A 19215-nucleotide genomic window follows, 5' to 3' on the forward strand; every position below is an offset into this window, starting at 1 on the left:
GACCATGGACCATCGACATTACCCTTGGAGACTCATGAGCATACTGGTAGTTGGTTCGGTTGCGTTTGATACGATCGCCACGCCCTCCGGGCGAGTGGAAAACATTCTTGGCGGAGCGGCTACGTATTTTTCACTGGCTGCCAGTTACTTCACCGACGTTCGCATGGTTGCTGTTGTCGGAGCTGATTTCACGGCCGAGCATGAGACTGTCCTGAAGAAGCGTGGTGTGGATACACGTGGAATTGAGCGTACTTCGGGCAAGACCTTCCGCTGGGGCGGTCAATATCTTGACAACCTGAATGAGGCAAAAACCGATTTCACGGAACTGAACGTCTTCGAAAAATTTCAGCCCCGCATTCCGAAAGAGTACGCGGACACGAAGTTTTTATTCCTGGCCAACATTCAGCCCACGCTGCAAAAAGCTGTGCGCGTGGAGATGGATGGAGTGCGCCTCACCGGCTGCGACACCATGAATTTCTGGATTCAAGGAACTCCGAAGGAACTGGCCGAGACCTTGAAATTGGTCAACGTGCTCCTGATTAACGACACGGAAACCAAAATGCTTGCGGGCGAGACAAATCTCTTGCGAGCATCTCGTAAAGTGCTGGCGATGGGTCCACAGGCTCTCGTTGTGAAGCACGGCGAATACGGTGCAACGATTTTCTTCCGGGAAGGCGCCTTTGGTATCGGACGTCATCCATTTCGTGCCCCGGCCCTACCCATTGAAGAAGTAAAAGATCCGACCGGCGCTGGAGATTCATTCGCGGGTGGATTTATGGGTTACATCGCTTCCCAGGGAGAGGTCAACCGCGAAGTGTTGAAGCGAGCCCTCTTCTATGGCGGCGTGATGGGATCGTTCGCGGTGGAACGATTTGGAACCGAGCGGCTCCAGAACTTGACGCGAGAAGAAATTGACGCTCGCTTTCAGATATTCCGCGAGTTGACGCACCTGGAATAAGGGCAGAGGTTTGAGGTCAGAATGCTGAGGTTAAATCGCCGCGTACCGGCGATGTCTCTTGGGCAATACTGCGTTTGATTTTTGTAATCGCGCCGTGAATTCTCCGACCCAACACAAGTCCGAGTCTGACCTCAAGCTGGTCGCGGCGATCGCGTCCGCCATGTCCTTGGGTTCCATTCTCTTCTACTTTCAGCGCGGACAGATTCTGTTGTACGGCGACGCGGTTGCGCACATCAACATCGCGCGTCGAGTCTTTGACTCGCAAACTCCAGGACTATTGCAGCTGGGAACCGTTTGGCTTCCTCTTCCTCACCTGTTGACGCTACCGTTCATTTTCTCCGATTGGATGTGGCAAACGGGATTGGGCGGATCGATTCCGTCCATGATCGCGTATGTACTGGGCGTGATCGGAATATTTCGCCTGACGCGTGACCTCTTCACGAATCATGAGCGGACCCGATCGGTCGCGGGTAGTGCAGCATGGTTCGCAGCCTTGATCTACGCGGCTAATCCCAACCTGCTCTATCTCCAGGCGACTGCGATGACGGAACCGCTCTATCTCGCATTGTTCATATGGGCAGCAGTGTACTTCGCGGCGTTCTTGCGACTTTCAGCGGACGAATCGATCCAGGCCAATCAATACAAGCGCTCTCTGTATCGCTGTGCGCTGTGCCTCGCCGGTGCCGAACTTACGCGCTACGACGGATGGTTTCTTGGTGCAGTAGTTGGGACGTCGATGTTGGTTCTTCTGCGCAGACGCTGGCAGGATCGTAAGTTCCGAGCAACAGCATTCAAATTTTTGCTGGCTATCGCCGTTGCCCCTATCTTGTGGCTTGGCTACAACGCGGCGGTGTATGGCAATGCTTTGGAGTTCGCGAACGGTCCCTATTCCGCCAAGGCTATCGAACGCAAGACGGCGCAGCCCGGATATCCCGCCCATCCCGGTGCGGGCAACGTGATCACAGCGGGCAGTTTCTTTCTGAAGTCTGCGCAGCTGAATATGGCGGAAGGGAATTGGGGCAGGATCTGGATCCTGATCGCACTGGCCGGCGCCTACGCCGCAACTCAACTTCGTGTTCGACTTTTGTTTCTCCTGCTGGCGGTGCCACTCGTCTTTTACGCTCTCTCCATTGCCTACAGTGGGGTCCCGCTTTTTCTCCCGACTTGGTGGCCGTTCACCTGGTACAACCTGCGCTATGGTGTGCAGTTGCTGCCGCTCTTCGCGATTTCGGGAGCGTTCGTTGCTTTCGATGTTCTCCCCGGCGTCGTGCGTGCAATTGCTGCAGGAAAACATTGGCAGGCGTTGCCAGGGCCGGTAACGGTGCTGGTGATCCTTGCGTTGAGCTACTTCTCCGTTTGGCACACGCAGCCTCTCTGCTTCACGGAGGCATGGGTCAACTCGCGCACCAAACTGGCCCTGGAATCTTCGGTGTCCCGATCCATCGCTATGCTTCCGCGGGATGCGCGATACCTTATGTATATCGGCGATCATGTCGGAGCATTTCAACAGGCGGGAGTGCCTTTGCGGCAAGTTATTAACGAGGGGAATCATCGTCCGTGGAAAAGGCCTTCTGACCCTGATGGCTTGTGGGAGCTAGCTTTGGCTGACCCCTCTCGTCATGTGGATTTTGTGATCGCCTATGAAGGCGATGCCGTGGATCAAGCCGTCAATCGAGCTGGGCTTACCCTCTACAAAGAGATTCATGCATCTGGACAACCGAGCGCACGCATCTATGCGGTGGGCAAGGTCCTGAATCAATCGCGTTAACCCAGCAGGCGCAGGTTACGTAAATAGGGGTGCGTTGCGGTGATAGAATCCGCTCAAAATTGGTTTCAGCCTATGCCGACGCTCCATTCCATGATGGACCCGATATTCCACGAGATGGGGCATGTGCTCTCGTCTACGCTGGTGCGATTGCTGGTGGCGGCGATCCTCGGCGGATTGATCGGCTTGGAAAGGCAGTTGCGCCATAAGCCGGCGGGGCTGCGGACGAACATGTTTATCTGTTTCGGCGCGGCGATGTTTACGGTCCTTTCAAGACAACTGGCGGGAACGGAAGCGGACAGCGCGCGCATTGCGGCGCAGATCATTCCGGGTATTGGTTTCATTGGCGCGGGCTCCATCCTGCATTCGCGCGGCTCGGTGACTGGTTTGACCACAGCGTCGACGCTGTTTGTGGTAGCGGGGGTCGGGATGGCTGTCGGCGGCGGTTTGTATATCACCGCGGTCTTTGCGACGGTGCTGATTTTGATGGCACTGGCCGTGCTCGGAAAATTGGAGCGCGACTTCGCGATCAAGACGGCATTGACAACATATGAAGCTACCGGCACGAACGTGGAAGCGATGCTGCGCGAAGTAAACCGCATTCTGGAAGATGCAAAATTGACGATGCAGAATGTACATCTCGCCTCGGCAGACGGTCATACTCGACTCACTTTTGGAGTCGACGCCGGAAGTGAGGATCGGAATCTGCTGACTCTGCGATTGCACGAATCGAACGTGTTCGGCAGCGTAAAGGCTGTCGGCAGCACGGAACACGAATGACCTCGTCTTCTCCACAGACCATTTCGTTTACCAAGGCTGCAGCTTGTGGCAATGATTTTCTGATTGTGCAAGGTGCGGCGGTGTCCGGCAACATGGGCGAGATCAGCCGCCGCCTCTGCGATCGGCATAACGGAGTCGGCGCCGACGGAGTCGAGTGGCTCTTTCCCGATTCCACGGCCGATGTTCGAGCACAGTTGTTCAATGCCGATGGATCCGAGGCAGAAGTCTCCGGCAATGGCACGCGTTGCGTTGCCGCCTGGCTCAGTTCGCAAACCGGCAAAACCGACGTAACGATTCTGACCGGAGCCGGGACAAAGGCATGCCGCCTCACTGGACGGCAGAGTGCAACATTCGAATTCGAAGCTGACATGGGCGCGCCCGTCGTGGATGGAGAAACCACGATTGCAATTGGGGGACTGGTTGGAACTAAGGTCTCAATGGGGAATCCCCACTTTGTGATCTTTGTGGACAGTTTCGAAGAAGGCTGGCAACGGCTAGCGGCACAGATTGCAGCGCAACCTGAATTCCCGCACGGGACCAATGTCGAGTATGTCGCTGTACGCGGACCGAATGAAATCGATATTCGACTCTTCGAGCGCGGCGTGGGCGAAACATTGTCGTCGGGCACGGGATCCTGCGCATCGGCCATTGCGGCGATTGCCGGCAAGCGAGTTTCGTCTCCGGTGCGTGTCACAGCACCTGGGGGGACGCAAACGGTTCGTTGGGAAGGCAGTGTTTTTTTGCGCGGCCCGGCGACACTGGTCTGTCGGGGAGAATTCTTCGTTTAAGATCGAAACAGCATGGCCTCGCACTCGCCACTCCCGCGAATCAAGCCTCCGGCGCTCCGTCCCGGGGATAAGGTGGGTATTGTCGCCCCCGCGTCAAACATCAAACAGGATTTGCTGGAGCGCGGTTGCGACGAACTGACCTTCCTCGGGTACGAGCCGTTTTACTTTGATTCCATCCTCGATCAGGATCTGTATTTCGCTGGTTCGGTGGAACGCCGGGCGCGGGAACTGGAAGCCATGTTCCTGCAGGATGATGTGCGCGCCATTGTGTGTGCTCGCGGCGGCTACGGGTCGAATTACTTGTTGAATGCCCTCGATATGAGGAAGATCGCTTCTCACCCCAAGATTTTTGTTGGCTACAGCGATCTGACGAGCCTGCTGACCTACGTTGCCGATGCAACCGGGATCGTGACGTTTCATGGGCCCATGGTCACCAAAGATTTCGCCGTAGAAGATGGTGTTGATTTCCCGTCGTGGCAAGGCGCTGTCAACGGGGAGAGCGAGTGGGAGATCGGAGAGTCCGACGCACGGCCATTGGTGGCGGGCGAAGCGGAGGGGATTCTATACGGCGGATGCCTTTCGATCCTGGTCTCGTCGCTGGGTACTCCGTACGAGATTCATACTGACGGGACAATCTTGTTCCTGGAAGATATTGCGGCGAAGCCGTTCCAGATCGATCGCATGCTGATGCATCTGAAGCTGGCGGGAAAGTTGAAAAATGTGCGCGGAATCATATTCGGCGAAATGCAGGATTGCCGCCAGAGTGCAGACCAACGCTACACGCTCGAAGAAGTTATCCTGCGCGTCGTGGGCGACCTTGGGATTCCGATTGCATTCGGGATGCGGTCAGGGCATGTTTCGCGTGCGAACATTACGCTGCCGATTGGGGTTCGGGCGCGGCTGGCGGTTGGAAACGACGTCACGCTGCGAATTCTTGAATCAGCTACGGAAAAGGCCTAAACACAAGCGACACGGAAGTCACAAAGGACTTCCGGCTACATCCGCTACACTTACTAAGATTCAAAATGAAAGCGAATCCAAAACACATTCATTTGATCGGCATCTGCGGCACGGCGATGGCGTCGCTGGCGGGGATGCTGAAGCAGCGCGGATTTCATGTCACTGGCTCGGATGCTGCGGCTTATCCGCCGATGTCGACGTTTCTGGCGTCGCTCAATATACCGCTGGCTCAGCCCTTCGCTGAAACGAATCTGGCTCCTCGTCCGGATCTGGTGGTTGTGGGTAATGCAATCTCACGCGGGAACGTGGAATTGGAGCATGTACTCGACGAACGCATTCCGTTTTGTTCGCTGCCGCAAATCCTGCATGACGAATTTCTAGCTGGGAAGGAAGTACTGGTCGTCGCCGGTACGCACGGCAAGACGACGACCACATCGATGTTGGCGTGGATCTTCAAGACCGCTGATTTGCAGCCTTCATTTCTGATTGGTGGGATCGCCGAAAACTTCGGCAGCAGTTTCGGCCTGAGCGACGGACGCTACTTCATCCTCGAAGGCGACGAATACGACACTGCGTTCTTCGACAAAGGCCCGAAATTTCTGCATTACTTTCCGGACGCAGTCATCCTCACGTCGATCGAGTTCGACCACGCGGATATCTACAAGGATTTGGACGCGGTGGAGACTGCATTCAAGCGTCTCGTCAACCTGATTCCGCGGCGCGGCAGGATTATTGCGTTTGATACCGGGGACAGCGTGAATCGCTGCCTGGAAAAATCGCTTTGTCCGCTGGAGCGCTACGGCTCCACCGAACGCGCGACGTGGCAGATTGCGAACCTCAAGTTCGATACCACCAAGACATCTTGGACCGTTCTTTGTGAAGGACGGCCCTGGGCGGAATTCGAGTTTCCGCTGGCAGGCGAATACAACGTCTGGAACGCGACGGCAGCGGCCGCGATGGCTGCTGACTATGGAGTTCCGAAAGAAGTCATCGCCGAAGCCCTGCGAACATTTCAAAGTGTCAGGCGCAGGCTGGAAGTGAAAGCGGAAGTAAAAGGCGTCACCATCATCGACGATTTCGCGCATCACCCAACTGCCATCGAGCAGACGTTGCGTGCGCTGCGTGCGCGATATCCTTCAGCACGTTTGTGGGCGGTGCTCGAGCCGCGCTCGAACACCATGCGCCGCAATGTTCTTCAGGACGCGCTCGCTAGTAGCCTCGCGTTGGCGGATGAAGTGATCATCGCCAACGTTTTCAAGTCGGAAGCCATTCCGGAAGCCGAGCGCCTCGACCTGAATCAGGTTGCCGCCGAGATTCAGAAGAAGGGGCGCATCGTAAAGATCATGCCCGATGCCGACGCCATCGTTACTGCGATTGCCCCGCAATTACGATCCGGCGATGTGGTAGCGATCCTCTCGAATGGCGGCTTCGGCGGCATTTATGAGAAGCTGCCCGAACGCTTGCGCAAGTTGAGTGGCGGGGCGTAAGCCAACCGCATGTTTCGCACAATCCTCATGCTGGCGTTCTGGACCGCGGCTCTGCCGGTGGCGGCGCTGCTCGGATTTCCATGGACCTACCTCACGAAAGACGTGAGCTTTCTCTATCGCATGTGCATGTGGGCCGCCTTTACGGGGGTGCGCATTGCAGGCGTGAGAGTACGAACGATTGGGCTGGAGAAGATTGATCCGACACGGACCTACATTTTCATGTCGAATCACATCTCGAACCTTGATCCACCCATCACGCTGCCGCTGATCCCGCGACGTACATCCGTGATGGTGAAGAAAGAATTGTTCAGCTATCCAATCCTGGGCAAGATCATGTCGATCGGCTCGCTCGTTCCGGTTGATCGCGGAAATCGCGACGCCGGAATCTCAGCCGTGCGCGAAGCGGTGAAAGCAATCCAGCAGGGGCTCAACATGACCATCTACATCGAAGGAAAACGCTCCTTCGATGGCCGCTTGTTGGGTTTCAAGAAGGGGCCGTTCTATCTGGCGGAAGAATGCAAGGTGCCGGTCGTGCCGATCACGATTTCGGGCACGCAAGAAGTGATGCCGAAAGCGCGCTTTGCCATCCAGCCGGGAACGGTGACCGTTCAGTTTCACGCACCCATCGAGCCGGCGGACTTCGGCGATCGAGAATGTCTGATGGCGAAAGTGCGGGAAGTCATCGACAGCGGGCTGCCCGAAGCATTGCGATCCGCGCCGTAGAAGGCTACTCCCGCTCTGAAATTTTCCGCACTGCCTTGGCAATCTCCGGCAACCTGGGATAGATCGCTGAACATTTCAGCCACAATTTGAAATCGATTGCTGGTGCCCCGCTGATCATCTTTCCGGCCGGCACATCGTGTGGGATACCGCTCTGGGCAATGGCGATGACTCCATCGCCGACGGTGCAGTGCCCCGCAACTCCAACTTGTCCGGCGAGGATGACATTCTTTCCGACATCGGTAGTCCCAGCCAGACCCACTTGTGCACAGAGGAGCGTGTCCTCGCCAATCGTGCAGCTATGGCCGATATGGACCATGTTGTCGATCTTGGCGCCGCGCGCGATGTGAGTCTCGCCGACGCTGGCCCGGTCGATACATGCGTTGGCTTGCACTTCAACATCGTTTTCGATGACGACTTTTCCCGGCTGAACGATCTTGTGCCAATGTCCCACGTCGTCCTTGGCGAAGCCGAAGCCGTCCGAGCCGATGATCGCTCCGTTCTGCAGAAGGACGTTGTCCCCTAACTCGCAGAACTCCCGTACCATGGCGTGCGCATGCGCGAAAAAATTGCTGCCAATCTTTGCTCCCCGGTAAATCACGACGTGAGCCAGCAATACGGCGTTGTCGCCGATTTCAACTCCTTCGTCGACCACGACGTACGGACTCAGGTGAGCATTCTTGCCAATCTTCGCCGTGGGATGGACCACCGCCGTGGGGTGGATGCCGGGAGCATAGTGGGGCGGTTGGTGGAACAGCGCCAGAGCTTTTGCCCACGCCAGGTATGGGTTATTGCTGCGCAGCATCGCGGTCGGGATGGCAGGGAAGTCCTCGGCAACAATCACGGCGGAAGCTTTCGTAGTCTTGGCCGCCGCTGCATATTTTGGGTTGGAGACGAACGTAAGCTGGCCGGGACCGGCTTGCTCAATGCCTGCAACGCCCTGAATTTCCGCGTCGGGAGAGCCGTTTTCAATCTTCGTGCCAAGCGCCTGGGAGAGCTGAGAAAGTTTCATAGGAGTCCACTGGTAAGCAGGAAGATTGTATCGGAATGCCGGCGGGGGTAATGCTGCGGACTACGGCGTCACATTGAGAGCCTTAGTTCTTGAGTAGTAGTGCCATCCCAGCGGCGCCGGTCAGATCGTGATTCACGCCGCGCAGGAACATCGAAGAGTGTTCCACGGATTTTGAAAAGCTCTGCACCAGCTTCACGACATGCTCAGCTCCGAATGCCTCGCGATAATGTCCAGCCATGCCGATCAGTGCGCCTTTGATCACCGCATACTGCAGACACATCAGGAAGTAGGCGGTGGTGGGATTGTTGGGCTCACCTTCGGGGACGGGACCGCTTGGAAATTGAGTACGGAAGATGTAGTTGGAGAGGTAGTTCTCCATAAGGAAGGGATGCCTCTCGATAAAAGGCTGGTAATAGCGCTCGTACGCCTCCGTATAGGTGGAGGACATGGTTTCGATGGGTGTGCTGGCGTCGTACTGAATGCCCTTCATGAAGTCTCGAATGCAGTCCTGAATGCGGGGAAATCCTGCATGTTCGGTCTGCAATCGGTGGAGTGCTTGAATCACGGCACTCAGTTGCGCCGGTGTTTGCTGGGGAACCATTTCCATTACCGGACGGAGCCGGTCATTCTTGACGATCTGGGCATATTCGGTGAAGACTTGCGGCAAAAGTTCAAACTGCTTGGCGGCGAAGATTTCCGTGAGCCGCTTGCTGAACAGTCCGAGGAGAAAGAGCCGCTGCCAGAGTGGATAGGAACGATCGTGGATCAGCAGCAAGGCGAATGTCCGAGCGTTTGAGAAGTGTTTGCGGGCGGTGCCATTATTCTTCTGCGGCTGGTCAGCCATCCGCAAGAATTGTTGGAGCCTGGGTCGGTCGTCGTTGGTGTTCCGCTCAAACTCCACGAAGTTTGGTTGGAACAGGATCAGCCGTGCCGCTTCCGGGCAGGACAAGTACAAAGGCTTCGTCGTGATCCCCTCTGGTGTTTCCTGCACCCTTGGATAGGTGTCACAAATTGGCGACAGGTAGCTGGGACCGAACTCTTTGTGAATTCCACACCATTGATCTTCAGCAAGAAACGGGCAGGTATGTGCCGGAGCAGGAAAGTTGATCTGGGCGAATTTGGAATTGGTTTGTGCTTTCGTGATCTGCACAAGGTGCGCATCGACCAGCGGGCGCAACTTCGGGATGGACTGGTATTTGTCGTACGTCGCCTTGTCGATAAAGACATTCCAGACACGGCAACACAAGTCCTCACACTCGGGACCAATACAGCGGAATTCTTTGTCGTAACGGGGCTGCAGGTCCGACACAGTCGACTCCTTCGAGTAGCCAGGTTGGCAAGTACACCCATACGTCGCCTTGCCGGCACGAAGACACTCCTACATTGGAGCCAGATGAGAATGCGGAGGTGCCTTCGCTGCAAGGAGAGCATCTCTCATGCCAACCTGGGCGCAGGGCAATCCGCGAGGATTACTCCGGAGTGTGGAAGGTGAATCAAAACTTCGCAGTTGATGACGGTCCGCAGGTTCTTGAAAACAAATTGAATTGAAGAATGATTTCCGATTGAGACAGGGTGCATTGCCTCGGACGAATTGCCGTTGCATAACCGCGTTCAGGAGGAGCACATGAGAAGCTCACTTTTCGCCCTGATCTTGTCAACGGCGGTCGCCAATGCACAAGTCATGACGTTTGAGGAGTTGTCACGGTCCACCGTTGGCCCACTACAACTCAATATCAGATCCAGTTCTGAGTACGAAAAACTGCGGCAAGGAACAGAAGAGTATGCCGAGGTGAGTCTGAGTGCGTCCCAGAGAGTCTCGCTGGGGCGTCCCGATGGCAGGGACTCGCGCTTGATGCCAACACGGCTGGAGATCGAGCCCATGGAAGGTTTTCGCATTTCGCGGGTGCACTACCCCGACTTGCGGGAAGAGATGTTCTCGTTCGACCACAAGCCGTTCCAAGTTCTGCAACCGGATGGCGGCAACCTGCGATTTCGATTTAAGGTTCGGTCCACTCCCGATGTCCCGGTTGGTCACTACGTGTTGAAGGCGAAGCTGCACTTTCAGGTCGTAAGCCGCGAGGGCATTTCATATCCCCAAGAACTATCGGTCGGCCTTCCGGTCGACGTCGCGGAGCATAACGCCAAAGCCGAGTACAACGACCGGAGCATCGCGGGAGTACGCGGTGTCAAGCCCGCGGAATGGGCCGAAATCATTCTGCTGGCACCCGTATGGATACCCGTCAGCATTTTCATGGCACTGATTGGTTGGGACGGATGCTAGGGGCTAGGGCTCGAACAAGGTGACTTGTCGCGTGTCCGGATCGCCTTTGCGGCGACGCTTGCCCGCACCGATCACTGCGATCACAGTCACTGCCGAAAGCGCGACGCGGGGCACGAATACGCGCTGGGTATTGGAACGCAGGTCGGGAGGGTTGATCAGGAATCCTTCATCGGGATTCTGGGTCAGGTCGTTGGGCATGACGCCTTCGAGGGTGTCATTGTCCTTGAACTTCAGCCGAACCCACAAGCCCTCGGTCCGTGGCCGGGTTGTGAACGTCTTCCGGTTCATCACATCGTCGGTGAACTCGCGGACAAAGTAGACGGCCTTGATGTCTCGCAGATCGATGGCGACCACGTTACCGGTGGTATTGAGTAACTCCAGCTTGCCTTCAACCACGAAGTTCGCTGGGGCGACGAACCCGTTGACCGAGTCGCGGTCGGACTTGCGGACGATGACTTTCTTATGCGTCGACGACATGTGGGCTGGAGACACACTTCCTACCGACGGACAGACCGGGATCTTTTCCGCCAAGAGAAAGGCTTCGCTGAATTCTCGCACTTTCCTGGGGAAATAGGCGAGATTGTCCGTTCGTAGTAGCCAAACGGTAAACTTTTGTGTTATTTTCTGTAGCTTGCCGTCATATAGGGCTATTTGTATAAGTCTAATCTCTAGAAAGAGTTAGATTCTGCTGGTCGGGCAGTCTCAACAGGCCCATTGTGCCCGCCTGTGGAAAACTTGTGAATAAAGACCGTTCCAGCCCGCGGCGCGGCGACTAGGAAGGCATGGCCGATTACATCTACACCCTGGAGACCCGGCTTTCGCCGGACCAGCAAAAAGCTGTCGCCCTCGTACAGGAAGCCGCCAAAGTGGCGGACATGAACCTGTATCTTACGGGCGGCGCAATTCGCGACATCATTACCGGTTTTCCGATCCGTGATTTGGATTTTGCGGTGCAGGGCAACGCCCTCAAACTCCAGAAAGAACTGGAACGCATTGGTGCGGTCATCGGCCACGCGGACGATGAAACCAAGTCCCTCCTGGTGACCCTGCCGGGCAACGTGCGTGCCGAGATTGCCATGGCACGGGCCGAGCGCTACGAAAAGACTGGCAAGCCGCCGCAAATCATTCCCGCCACGATTATCGAAGACCTCAGGCGTCGCGACTTCACCGTCAACGCGATGGCGCTCTCGCTGAACGAGGGCTCGCGCGGATTGCTGATGGATCCGTTCAATGGCGCGGCCGATATCGAAGCCAAGCTGGTTCGCGTGCTGCACAACTATGCGTTCCTTGAAGATCCTTCACGACTGATCCGGGCGACGCGCTTTGCGGCTCGCTTTCATTGGCCGATGGAAGAGCGTACCCAGCAGCGCTATGACGCCGCCAAAGAAAACGGCTACATCGAATACATACGCAGCGTGGCGATCGGTCATGAGATCGAGCAGATTGCTTATGAAGACGATCCCGTCAACATCCTGAAGGTTTACGAAAAAGAGGGGTGGCTGAAGATCTTGAACGATCACTGGAGTTCAGCCAAGGCGGATACCGCCGGGTTGAGCGCGCTGATGAAGACTCGTCAGCAGATGAATGATCTCGGATACACGCCGGATGTCGCTCCCGCCGTACTCTATTTCCTGACCGCGAGACTAGGGGACAAAGATGTCGCCGACATTAGAAAGGCGATCCCCCGCAAGGATCTGGTTGCGGCCTGGAAGGATCTGGAAGATCACGCGAAAGATTTGGCCAAGCGGCTGTCGGGAAAAGAGGCGGCCACTCCGTCGCGGACGTGGACGTTGCTTTCTTCGGCGCGTCCCGAAATGATTTTGTTCCTCTCGATCACGGCGCGACAACAGGCTGTGCAGTTGAAGATCAAGAACTTCTTCACTAAGTGGCGTCAGGTACAGCAGAAGGTGCCACTGCTCGAGATGACGGAACTGCACATCACGCCGCAGATGCCGGCGTATCCGAAGATAGCGCATGATGTGTTCCTGCTTCTGCTCGATGGCAAGCTACGGTCGCGGACGGAAATTTTGAAGTACCTGAAACCGCTCGCGCCGCCGCCACCTCCGCCTCCACCACCGCCCCCGGCAAAACGGGGACGGGGTAAAGCAGCTGCAGTCGCGGCAACTCCCGCAGTTCCGCTTGCACCTGTGAAAGCGGGCAAAGGTAAAGGGAAGGCTGCCGTTGTGGCTGTGCCGCCTGTGGCTGTTCCCGCGAAGCCAGCCGTTGCGCCGAAAGCCGCTATCGCGGTCAAAGGTAAGGTGGAAAAGGCTCCGACACCAGCGAAACCGGAAAAAGTAGCTGCCAAGAAGGCCCCGGCCAAGGCTGCGAAGCCCGCCCATAAGGCGCCAGCCTCCAAAGCCGCCAAAGCGAAGAGCAAGTCACCGGCGAAAGCGGCGAAGAAGAAACATTAGTCCGGTTAGCGCGCGGACTTCTTTGCGGCCACGAAGTACGCTTCCGGGTAGAGATAGTCTTCGCCCAACTCGTCCACGACCCTGATCATATGATTCTTGGTGGCCTTGCCGTCGGGGACAACTTCATAGTCCTTGCGCAACTTCAACGCGGCCGGATTTACATCGTTGCGGACACACGTCACGAAACGCGGCTGGCGTTTCTTTGGGCCTAGGGAAGGCGTGCCTGATTTCGCTCTCCTACGAGCCATGGCTCCGCGATTTTGATCCGACATTCTCATTGCGAGTATCGTATCACTGGCCGCGTCGGTGGCCGAAGTTGCACCATTCTGCGGCGTTGCGCATCCCCGCTGAGTCGATAGAATAGAGGGAATGTCTGGCCCAGGTCCTGTTCCCGCATGAATGAGCAATTCGTACACCTCCACCTACATACCGACTATTCCATGCTCGACGGCGCTTGCGACGTCGAAAAGCTAGCCCAGCGCGTCAAGGAAATGGGCATGCCGGCGGTCGCGATGACCGACCACGGCAATATTTTCGGCGCCGTGCACTTCGTGAACGCCGCACACAAAGAGGGCGTGAAGCCGATCGTCGGCTGCGAACTCTACGTCTGCAAAAAAGACGATCACAACATCAAGCGCACTCCGCCCGACAACGACACCTACAACCATTTGCTGGTGCTGGCCGAAAATGAAGAAGGCTACCGCAACCTGGTCAAGATCACTTCAGAAGCTTCGCTGAACGGTTTCTACTACAAGCCTCGCGTCAGCAAGAAGTTTCTCGCGGAACACTCCAAGGGACTGATCGCACTCTCCGGCTGCCTGAAAGGTGAAGTCGCCGAGCGTTTGATGGAGAACAACTACGACGCTGCACGCCAGGCGGCAGCCACGTATCGCGATCTATTTGGCAAAGAGAATTTCTTCCTTGAAATTCAGGACCAGGGATTGGAGCAGGAACACCGCATTCGTGCGGGACTCCTCCAGTTGGAAAAAGACCTCGCGTTGCCGATGGTCGCCACCAACGATAGCCACTATCTGTGCGAGGAAGATGCCCACGCGCAAGACGTGATGTTGTGTATTCAGACCGGGAAGTCCATTCAGGAAACCAACCGGATGAAGTTTGAAGGCACGCAGTTCTTCGTCAAGAGCCGGGACGAAATGTACCGCGTGTTCAAAGACACTCCCGAAGTGCTGACGCGAACGCTCGACATCGCCGAGCGATGCAGCCTGCGACTGGAAAAGATTCCGACTCCATTTCCGCACTTCGAAGTGCCGGACGGCTTCACGATTGACAGCTACTTCGAGCATGTCACCCGACAAGGCTTTGCTCGCAGGCTGGAAGTTTTGCGCGGATTGTCCGAACAAGGCCGGTTGAAGCATCCGTTATCGGACTACGAACAGCGACTGGCACGCGAACTGGCGATCATCCAGCAGATGAAGTTTTCCGGATATTTCCTGATTGTGTGGGATTTCATTCGCTATGCCCGAGAGCGCAACATCCCGGTGGGACCGGGCCGTGGATCGGCGGCAGGTGCGCTGGTCGCATACTCACTCGGTATTACGGACATTGACCCGCTGCAGCACGCGCTTCTGTTCGAGCGTTTCCTGAATCCAGAACGTATTTCGATGCCTGACATCGACATCGATTTCTGCATGAACCGGCGCGGGGAAGTGATTCAGTACGTCACAGAGAAATACGGTCGCGAGAACGTGGCTCAGATCATCACGTTTGGCACGATGGCCGCGAAGGCTGCAATCAAAGACGTCGGGCGCGCCATGGACATGCCATACGCGGACGTGGACCGCATCGCCAAGATGGTTCCGACCACGCTCAATATCCATCTGGAAGATGCGCTGAAGGAATCCGCGCAAATGCAGGAGGCCTACGAAAAGGATCCGCAGGTGCGCCAGTTGCTGGATACCGCCCGCAAGTTGGAGGGGATGGTTCGCAATTCCGGCGTTCACGCAGCGGGAGTGGTGATTTCTCCGAGGCCGCTGATTGAACTGGTGCCTCTGCACAAAACGAAAAACGACGAAATTGTTACCGCCTTCGACATGGTGGCGATCGAGAAGATGGGCCTGCTCAAGATGGACTTCCTTGGGCTGACGACGCTGACGATTCTTGATGACACGATCAAGTTGATCGCGCAGGCGCATGGCACCGACGGGGGCGATGGTACCCACACCAAGCGGTTCACGCTCGAAGATATCCCGCTCGAAGATCAGACGACCTACGAAAAGGTCTTCCACAGCGGACTTACGTCCGGCGTGTTCCAGTTTGAATCGCACGGCATGCGCGACGTGCTGCGGCGTTACCGTCCGAATTCGATTGAAGACCTCACGGCACTGAACGCGTTGTACCGTCCCGGGCCAATCCAGGGCGGAATGATCGATGATTTCGTCGAACGCAAGCATGGTCGCCGTAAGGTCGAATACGAACTCCCCGAGTTGAAAGAAATTCTTGCCGAGACGCTGGGTGTCATTGTCTATCAGGAACAGGTGATGCAGATCGCCAACCGACTCGCCGGATACTCTCTGGGTGAAGCCGACCTGTTGCGACGGGCCATGGGCAAAAAAGATGCCGACGAAATGGCCAAACAGCGCGAGCGTTTTGCGCAAGGCGCGGTCAAGGGCGGATTTCCCGCGAAGAAGATCGAGAAGATCTTCGATTTAATGAAGGAGTTTGCCGGATACGGGTTCAACAAGTCGCACTCTGCCGCATATGCACTGTTGGCTTATCACACGGCGTACTTGAAAACGCACTATCCGGTCGAGTTCATGGCGGCGTTGTTGACCTCGGTAACGGGCAGCACCGATGACGTGGTGAAGTACATCAACGAGTGCCGTGAAATGGGGATTGCGGTCGAGCCACCGGATATCAACGTCAGCGATGCAAACTTTACTCCTCATGGTGCTGCGATCCGCTTCGGACTGGCAGCCGTGAAGAACGTCGGCGGAAATGCGATTGAGTCGATTGTGGCAGCGCGCAAGAAACTGGGAAGAAATTTCAAATCCCTGTTTGAATTTTGTGAAGAAGTGGATTTGCGCTTGCTCAACAAACGCGTAGTGGAGTCTCTGATCAAGAGCGGTGCCATGGATTCTCTCGGCCGTCGTGCTCCGTTGATGCAGTCACTCGATAAAGCGATTGACCGGGCCCAGAAATCGCAGCGCGATGCAGAATCTGGACAGCATGGTTTGTTCGGAGTATTCGCTGACGAACCCGCGCCTCACGACAACAACGCGCTCCCTGACACTCCCGATTGGGACGAGCACACCCGGCTGGCTGCGGAAAAAGAAATTCTCGGATTCTTTATCACGGGACATCCGCTGGAAAAATACAAAGACAAGCTCAGCGATCTGAATGCGTTGTCGACCGAAGACATCAATGCGATGAAGCGGTCGACCGGCAAGGACGAGAACATCACAACTGCAGGGTTGATCACCAACTTGCGCGTCGCTAAGTCAAAGCGCGGTGAACTGTGGGCCCAGGGCGGGCTGGAAGACATGTTCGGCAAGGTCGAGTTGCTGATTTTCCCGGAGTCGTTCCGCAAACTCGGCGAGAAGTCGAAGCTCGAAGTCCCTGTCCTGATTCGCGGCGGCGTGCGAGTTGAGGATGGCGCCAACGCCAAGTTGACAGTGAACGAGATCATCGCGCTCGACGATGCCAAAGTCCCGCTCCCCAAGGCACTCCGTATCCGCGTGCCGCTGGAAAGTGCGTCCGAAGACACGGTGGGCGCTCTGCACAGTCTGTTCCGAGAACGGGCCGGGGAGGCGAAAGTGTTGTTTGACATCGAGCGGCAGGGCGATTTCATGGTGGTGATGGAAGCCGAAGGCTATAATGTGATGCCGGACCGGAACTTCATTGGCCGCGTGGAAGAGCTGTGCGGGCGCGGCAGCGTGCGTGTTATCAACTGATCCCTGCCCGTTAACAGGTTCGGTATTGAAAAGAGCGAAAATAGTGCGAGCGGAACAATCCGAGGACAGTGCGGGAAATCCCGCTATTGTGGGAACCGAATTTCTGCTCTCGATTGTGGAAGCGCATCGCGTCCGCAGGAATGGGAATGTAGTGACGATGGATTCTGGACTCAAAGCGCAGCAGGAACTGAGCAAGATCGAGCAGCAGATTGAGCGCCTGCAAGCGCTCGAAGGTCAAAATGAGGAAACACGCCGGCAGGTTCAGCAACTGCACGATCGCGTGAATGACCTGCGCCGTGAAGTGTCGTCCCATCTGAATCCCTGGGAGCGAGCCGAGATGGCACGCCATCCCCAGCGGCCTTACACACTCGATTACATTGAGCGCATGTTTACCGATTTCAGCGAGATTCACGGCGATCGCGGCTTCGCCGACGACCCAGCCATTGTGTGCGGCATGGCCCGTTTTCACGGCGAAGAAGTACTCATCGTCGGACACCAGAAGGCACGCGACACCAAGCAAAAGGTGTATCGCAATTTTGGGATGCCAAATCCGGAAGGCTACCGCAAGGCGTTGCGGGCGATGCAGATCGCGGCCAAGTTTCACCGTCCGATTTTCACGTTCGTGGATACTCCCGGTGCGTATCCCGGACTAGGCGCGGAAGAGCGCGGACAGGCGGAAGCTATCGCCTACAATCTCCGTGAAATGGTGCGGCTCGAAGTGCCGATCGTGACCACAATCACGGGCGAAGGCGGCAGTGGCGGTGCGCTCGCAATTGCCGTGGCAGACCGCGTCCTCATGATGGAGAACTCCATCTATTCAGTAATTTCGCCGGAGGGTTGTGCGTCCATCATGTGGCGTGATCCGTCCAAGCGAAACATTGCGGCAGCCGCAATGAAGATTACGCCCAACGATCTTACTGATCTCGGAATCATCGACGGCATTGTGACGGAGCCTCCGGGCGGCGCACATACAGACCATGCGCAGGCAGCTGACTTGCTCGACGCGGTGCTGCAGCAAAAGCTGACGGAACTCAAACGGTTGTCAGTCACCGACCTCTTGAATGCGCGGTATGCGAAGTTCCGCAACATGGCGCAGTTCTACCAGGTCGAAGCCTAGTATTTGCACGAACCGCTGTCGGCCTTCACGAAGTAGGGCTTGTAGTTGGAAGCCTTCTTGTCCATACACCCCACCAGGTTGAGCACTTCCACTTTCCGAAATTCGGTCGGATGGCTCTCCGCCTGCAATGCGATGTAGCCTTCGTTTAGAAGTTCGCCCGCTCTTTTGGCGAATTCCGGCGTCCCAAGATCGCCACCCAATTGCGGATTGGTATAGGTCAAAACCTTGGTCCCCTCAACGAAGTGCGTGATGCGCTCGGATCCGAGCACCTCCGCTACGACTCTTACCCATTGATCGCCGTGATACGTCTTGGCAGAGAAGTGTTCGTAGCAGTGGGGAGTGTAGAGTGCGCCATCGATCACGATATTCGTTCCCGGCGTGCACACGTTTCCGTTCGGACGGTCGTGCGTCCCATCGCCACCGAGCAGTTGCACCTCGATTGAAACAGGGAAGTCCTGATCGAATCCCATGCTGTCCGCGGATTGCGAGTGGACCATGATTCCGTTGTTGCGGTATCCCCATTCGGGGCCGCCCTTGACTTGCTCGCCGACAAATCGATATTCGACGGCAACCAGGTAGTAAGAGAACTTATCTTTGTAGAAAAGGTGGCCGAACTGGCCGTCGAGCGTTGTGTACTTGTCGTAGGCAACCTTGAGCAGCCCGTCTTGCACTCGAAACGTGTCTCCAAAATTGTCCCCAACTTTGTGCTTGGCGATCTTGACGGTCCATCCGTCGAGGTTCTTTCCGTTGAACAACTGAATCCAGTCAGCCTTATCCGCTTTCGATGCGGCTTCCTGCGCGGAGACCAACCCTGTCAGCAGAAGGACGGCTGCGATTGTCCATACTTTTGTTCGCACGTGGAATGTTCCTTTCGGAGTGGCGGGTGCAGAGCCCCAAGTATATCGAATCGATATGCCGATGGCTCTGTCCAAGCTCTGAGAACGGCGAGAGGAATGCCCGCCCTCGGGACCCCCACCGTCAACAGGGCCTTCGCAATTGCCTGTATAATTAGGGGTTTTCACACC

At 56.3% G+C, this 19215-nt stretch carries 16 protein-coding genes; 11 read left to right on the plus strand and 5 right to left on the minus strand.

Annotated elements, in window-relative coordinates:
* Window positions 1–34 precede the first annotated feature (34 nt).
* From HY010_08625 to HY010_08655, 7 genes are all read left to right on the plus strand, one after another.
* Window positions 35–958 (plus strand): sugar kinase, encoded by a 924-nt coding sequence (locus tag HY010_08625; GenBank protein ID MBI3475783.1) that lies wholly within the window; start codon window positions 35–37, stop codon window positions 956–958.
* Between the two features lie 94 nt (window positions 959–1052).
* On the plus strand, window positions 1053–2726 hold the full coding sequence (locus HY010_08630) for a hypothetical protein (protein MBI3475784.1): 1674 nt from the start codon (window positions 1053–1055) through the stop codon (window positions 2724–2726).
* Window positions 2727–2798: 72 nt separating this feature from the next.
* The gene (locus tag HY010_08635) at window positions 2799–3503 is read left to right on the plus strand and encodes an MgtC/SapB family protein (GenBank protein ID MBI3475785.1); all 705 of its coding nucleotides are present in this window, start codon (window positions 2799–2801) and stop codon (window positions 3501–3503) included.
* Window positions 3504–3523: 20 nt separating this feature from the next.
* Complete coding sequence (gene dapF, locus HY010_08640; protein MBI3475786.1) at window positions 3524–4291, plus strand: diaminopimelate epimerase; 768 nt, start codon at window positions 3524–3526, stop codon at window positions 4289–4291.
* A 12-nt stretch (window positions 4292–4303) separates the two neighbouring features.
* The gene (locus HY010_08645; protein ID MBI3475787.1) at window positions 4304–5251 is read left to right on the plus strand and encodes an LD-carboxypeptidase; all 948 of its coding nucleotides are present in this window, start codon (window positions 4304–4306) and stop codon (window positions 5249–5251) included.
* Window positions 5252–5316: 65 nt separating this feature from the next.
* Window positions 5317–6738 (plus strand): UDP-N-acetylmuramate:L-alanyl-gamma-D-glutamyl-meso-diaminopimelate ligase, encoded by a 1422-nt coding sequence (gene mpl, locus HY010_08650; protein ID MBI3475788.1) that lies wholly within the window; start codon window positions 5317–5319, stop codon window positions 6736–6738.
* 9 nt (window positions 6739–6747) lie between these two features.
* Window positions 6748–7461 (plus strand): 1-acyl-sn-glycerol-3-phosphate acyltransferase, encoded by a 714-nt coding sequence (locus tag HY010_08655; GenBank protein ID MBI3475789.1) that lies wholly within the window; start codon window positions 6748–6750, stop codon window positions 7459–7461.
* A 4-nt stretch (window positions 7462–7465) separates the two neighbouring features.
* On the opposite strand, the gene lpxD is transcribed toward HY010_08655, so the two are convergent.
* Both lpxD and fliB read right to left on the minus strand, forming a co-directional pair.
* Window positions 7466–8470, minus strand: coding sequence for a UDP-3-O-(3-hydroxymyristoyl)glucosamine N-acyltransferase (gene lpxD / locus HY010_08660; GenBank protein MBI3475790.1), 1005 nt, complete (start codon window positions 8468–8470; stop codon window positions 7466–7468).
* An 82-nt stretch (window positions 8471–8552) separates the two neighbouring features.
* Complete coding sequence (gene fliB, locus HY010_08665; GenBank protein ID MBI3475791.1) at window positions 8553–9779, minus strand: flagellin lysine-N-methylase; 1227 nt, start codon at window positions 9777–9779, stop codon at window positions 8553–8555.
* 315 nt (window positions 9780–10094) lie between these two features.
* Here fliB and HY010_08670 point away from each other — a divergent pair, with 315 nt between their 5' ends.
* On the plus strand, window positions 10095–10751 hold the full coding sequence (locus HY010_08670) for a hypothetical protein (GenBank protein MBI3475792.1): 657 nt from the start codon (window positions 10095–10097) through the stop codon (window positions 10749–10751).
* A gap of 3 nt (window positions 10752–10754) precedes the next feature.
* Here HY010_08670 and HY010_08675 read toward each other — a convergent pair whose 3' ends face one another.
* The gene (locus HY010_08675) at window positions 10755–11282 is read right to left on the minus strand and encodes a hypothetical protein (protein ID MBI3475793.1); all 528 of its coding nucleotides are present in this window, start codon (window positions 11280–11282) and stop codon (window positions 10755–10757) included.
* 251 nt (window positions 11283–11533) lie between these two features.
* Between HY010_08675 and HY010_08680 the strand changes: the two genes are divergently transcribed.
* A complete protein-coding gene (locus HY010_08680) occupies window positions 11534–13162 on the plus strand; it encodes a CCA tRNA nucleotidyltransferase (protein ID MBI3475794.1) in 1629 nt (542 codons plus the stop codon).
* 5 nt (window positions 13163–13167) lie between these two features.
* Here the strand turns inward: HY010_08680 and HY010_08685 are convergent, their stop codons facing one another.
* Window positions 13168–13410 carry a hypothetical protein gene (locus HY010_08685; protein ID MBI3475795.1) on the minus strand — a complete coding sequence of 81 codons (243 nt, stop codon included), beginning with the start codon at window positions 13408–13410 and terminating at the stop codon, window positions 13168–13170.
* 147 nt (window positions 13411–13557) lie between these two features.
* Here HY010_08685 and dnaE point away from each other — a divergent pair, with 147 nt between their 5' ends.
* Both dnaE and HY010_08695 read left to right on the plus strand, forming a co-directional pair.
* Entirely contained in the window at window positions 13558–17073 is a 3516-nt protein-coding gene (gene dnaE, locus HY010_08690) for a DNA polymerase III subunit alpha (GenBank protein ID MBI3475796.1), read from the plus strand.
* Window positions 17074–17230: 157 nt separating this feature from the next.
* Complete coding sequence (locus HY010_08695; GenBank protein ID MBI3475797.1) at window positions 17231–18190, plus strand: acetyl-CoA carboxylase carboxyltransferase subunit alpha; 960 nt, start codon at window positions 17231–17233, stop codon at window positions 18188–18190.
* Here HY010_08695 and HY010_08700 read toward each other — a convergent pair.
* A complete protein-coding gene (locus tag HY010_08700) occupies window positions 18187–19047 on the minus strand; it encodes a DUF1080 domain-containing protein (GenBank protein MBI3475798.1) in 861 nt (286 codons plus the stop codon). The two genes, HY010_08695 and HY010_08700, sit on opposite strands and share 4 nt — an antisense overlap.
* Between the last annotated feature and the right edge of the window lie 168 nt (window positions 19048–19215).

It is taken from the genome of Acidobacteriota bacterium (assembly GCA_016196065.1).
Taxonomy (GTDB): Bacteria; Acidobacteriota; Terriglobia; order Terriglobales; family Acidobacteriaceae; genus Acidiflorens.

Excerpts from the sequence above, each read along its gene's own strand:
- HY010_08625 (MBI3475783.1), top strand. The coding sequence starts at position 35 with ATGAGCATACTGGTAGTTGGTTCGGTTGCGTTTGATACGATCGCCACG.
- HY010_08635 (MBI3475785.1), top strand. The coding sequence starts at position 2,799 with ATGCCGACGCTCCATTCCATGATGGACCCGATATTCCACGAGATGGGG.
- HY010_08645 (MBI3475787.1), top strand. The coding sequence starts at position 4,304 with ATGGCCTCGCACTCGCCACTCCCGCGAATCAAGCCTCCGGCGCTCCGT.
- mpl (MBI3475788.1), top strand. The coding sequence starts at position 5,317 with ATGAAAGCGAATCCAAAACACATTCATTTGATCGGCATCTGCGGCACG.
- HY010_08655 (MBI3475789.1), top strand. The coding sequence starts at position 6,748 with ATGTTTCGCACAATCCTCATGCTGGCGTTCTGGACCGCGGCTCTGCCG.
- lpxD (MBI3475790.1), bottom strand. The coding sequence starts at position 8,470 with ATGAAACTTTCTCAGCTCTCCCAGGCGCTTGGCACGAAGATTGAAAAC.
- HY010_08670 (MBI3475792.1), top strand. The coding sequence starts at position 10,095 with ATGAGAAGCTCACTTTTCGCCCTGATCTTGTCAACGGCGGTCGCCAAT.
- HY010_08680 (MBI3475794.1), top strand. The coding sequence starts at position 11,534 with ATGGCCGATTACATCTACACCCTGGAGACCCGGCTTTCGCCGGACCAG.
- HY010_08685 (MBI3475795.1), bottom strand. The coding sequence starts at position 13,410 with ATGGCTCGTAGGAGAGCGAAATCAGGCACGCCTTCCCTAGGCCCAAAG.
- dnaE (MBI3475796.1), top strand. The coding sequence starts at position 13,558 with ATGAATGAGCAATTCGTACACCTCCACCTACATACCGACTATTCCATG.
- HY010_08695 (MBI3475797.1), top strand. The coding sequence starts at position 17,231 with ATGGATTCTGGACTCAAAGCGCAGCAGGAACTGAGCAAGATCGAGCAG.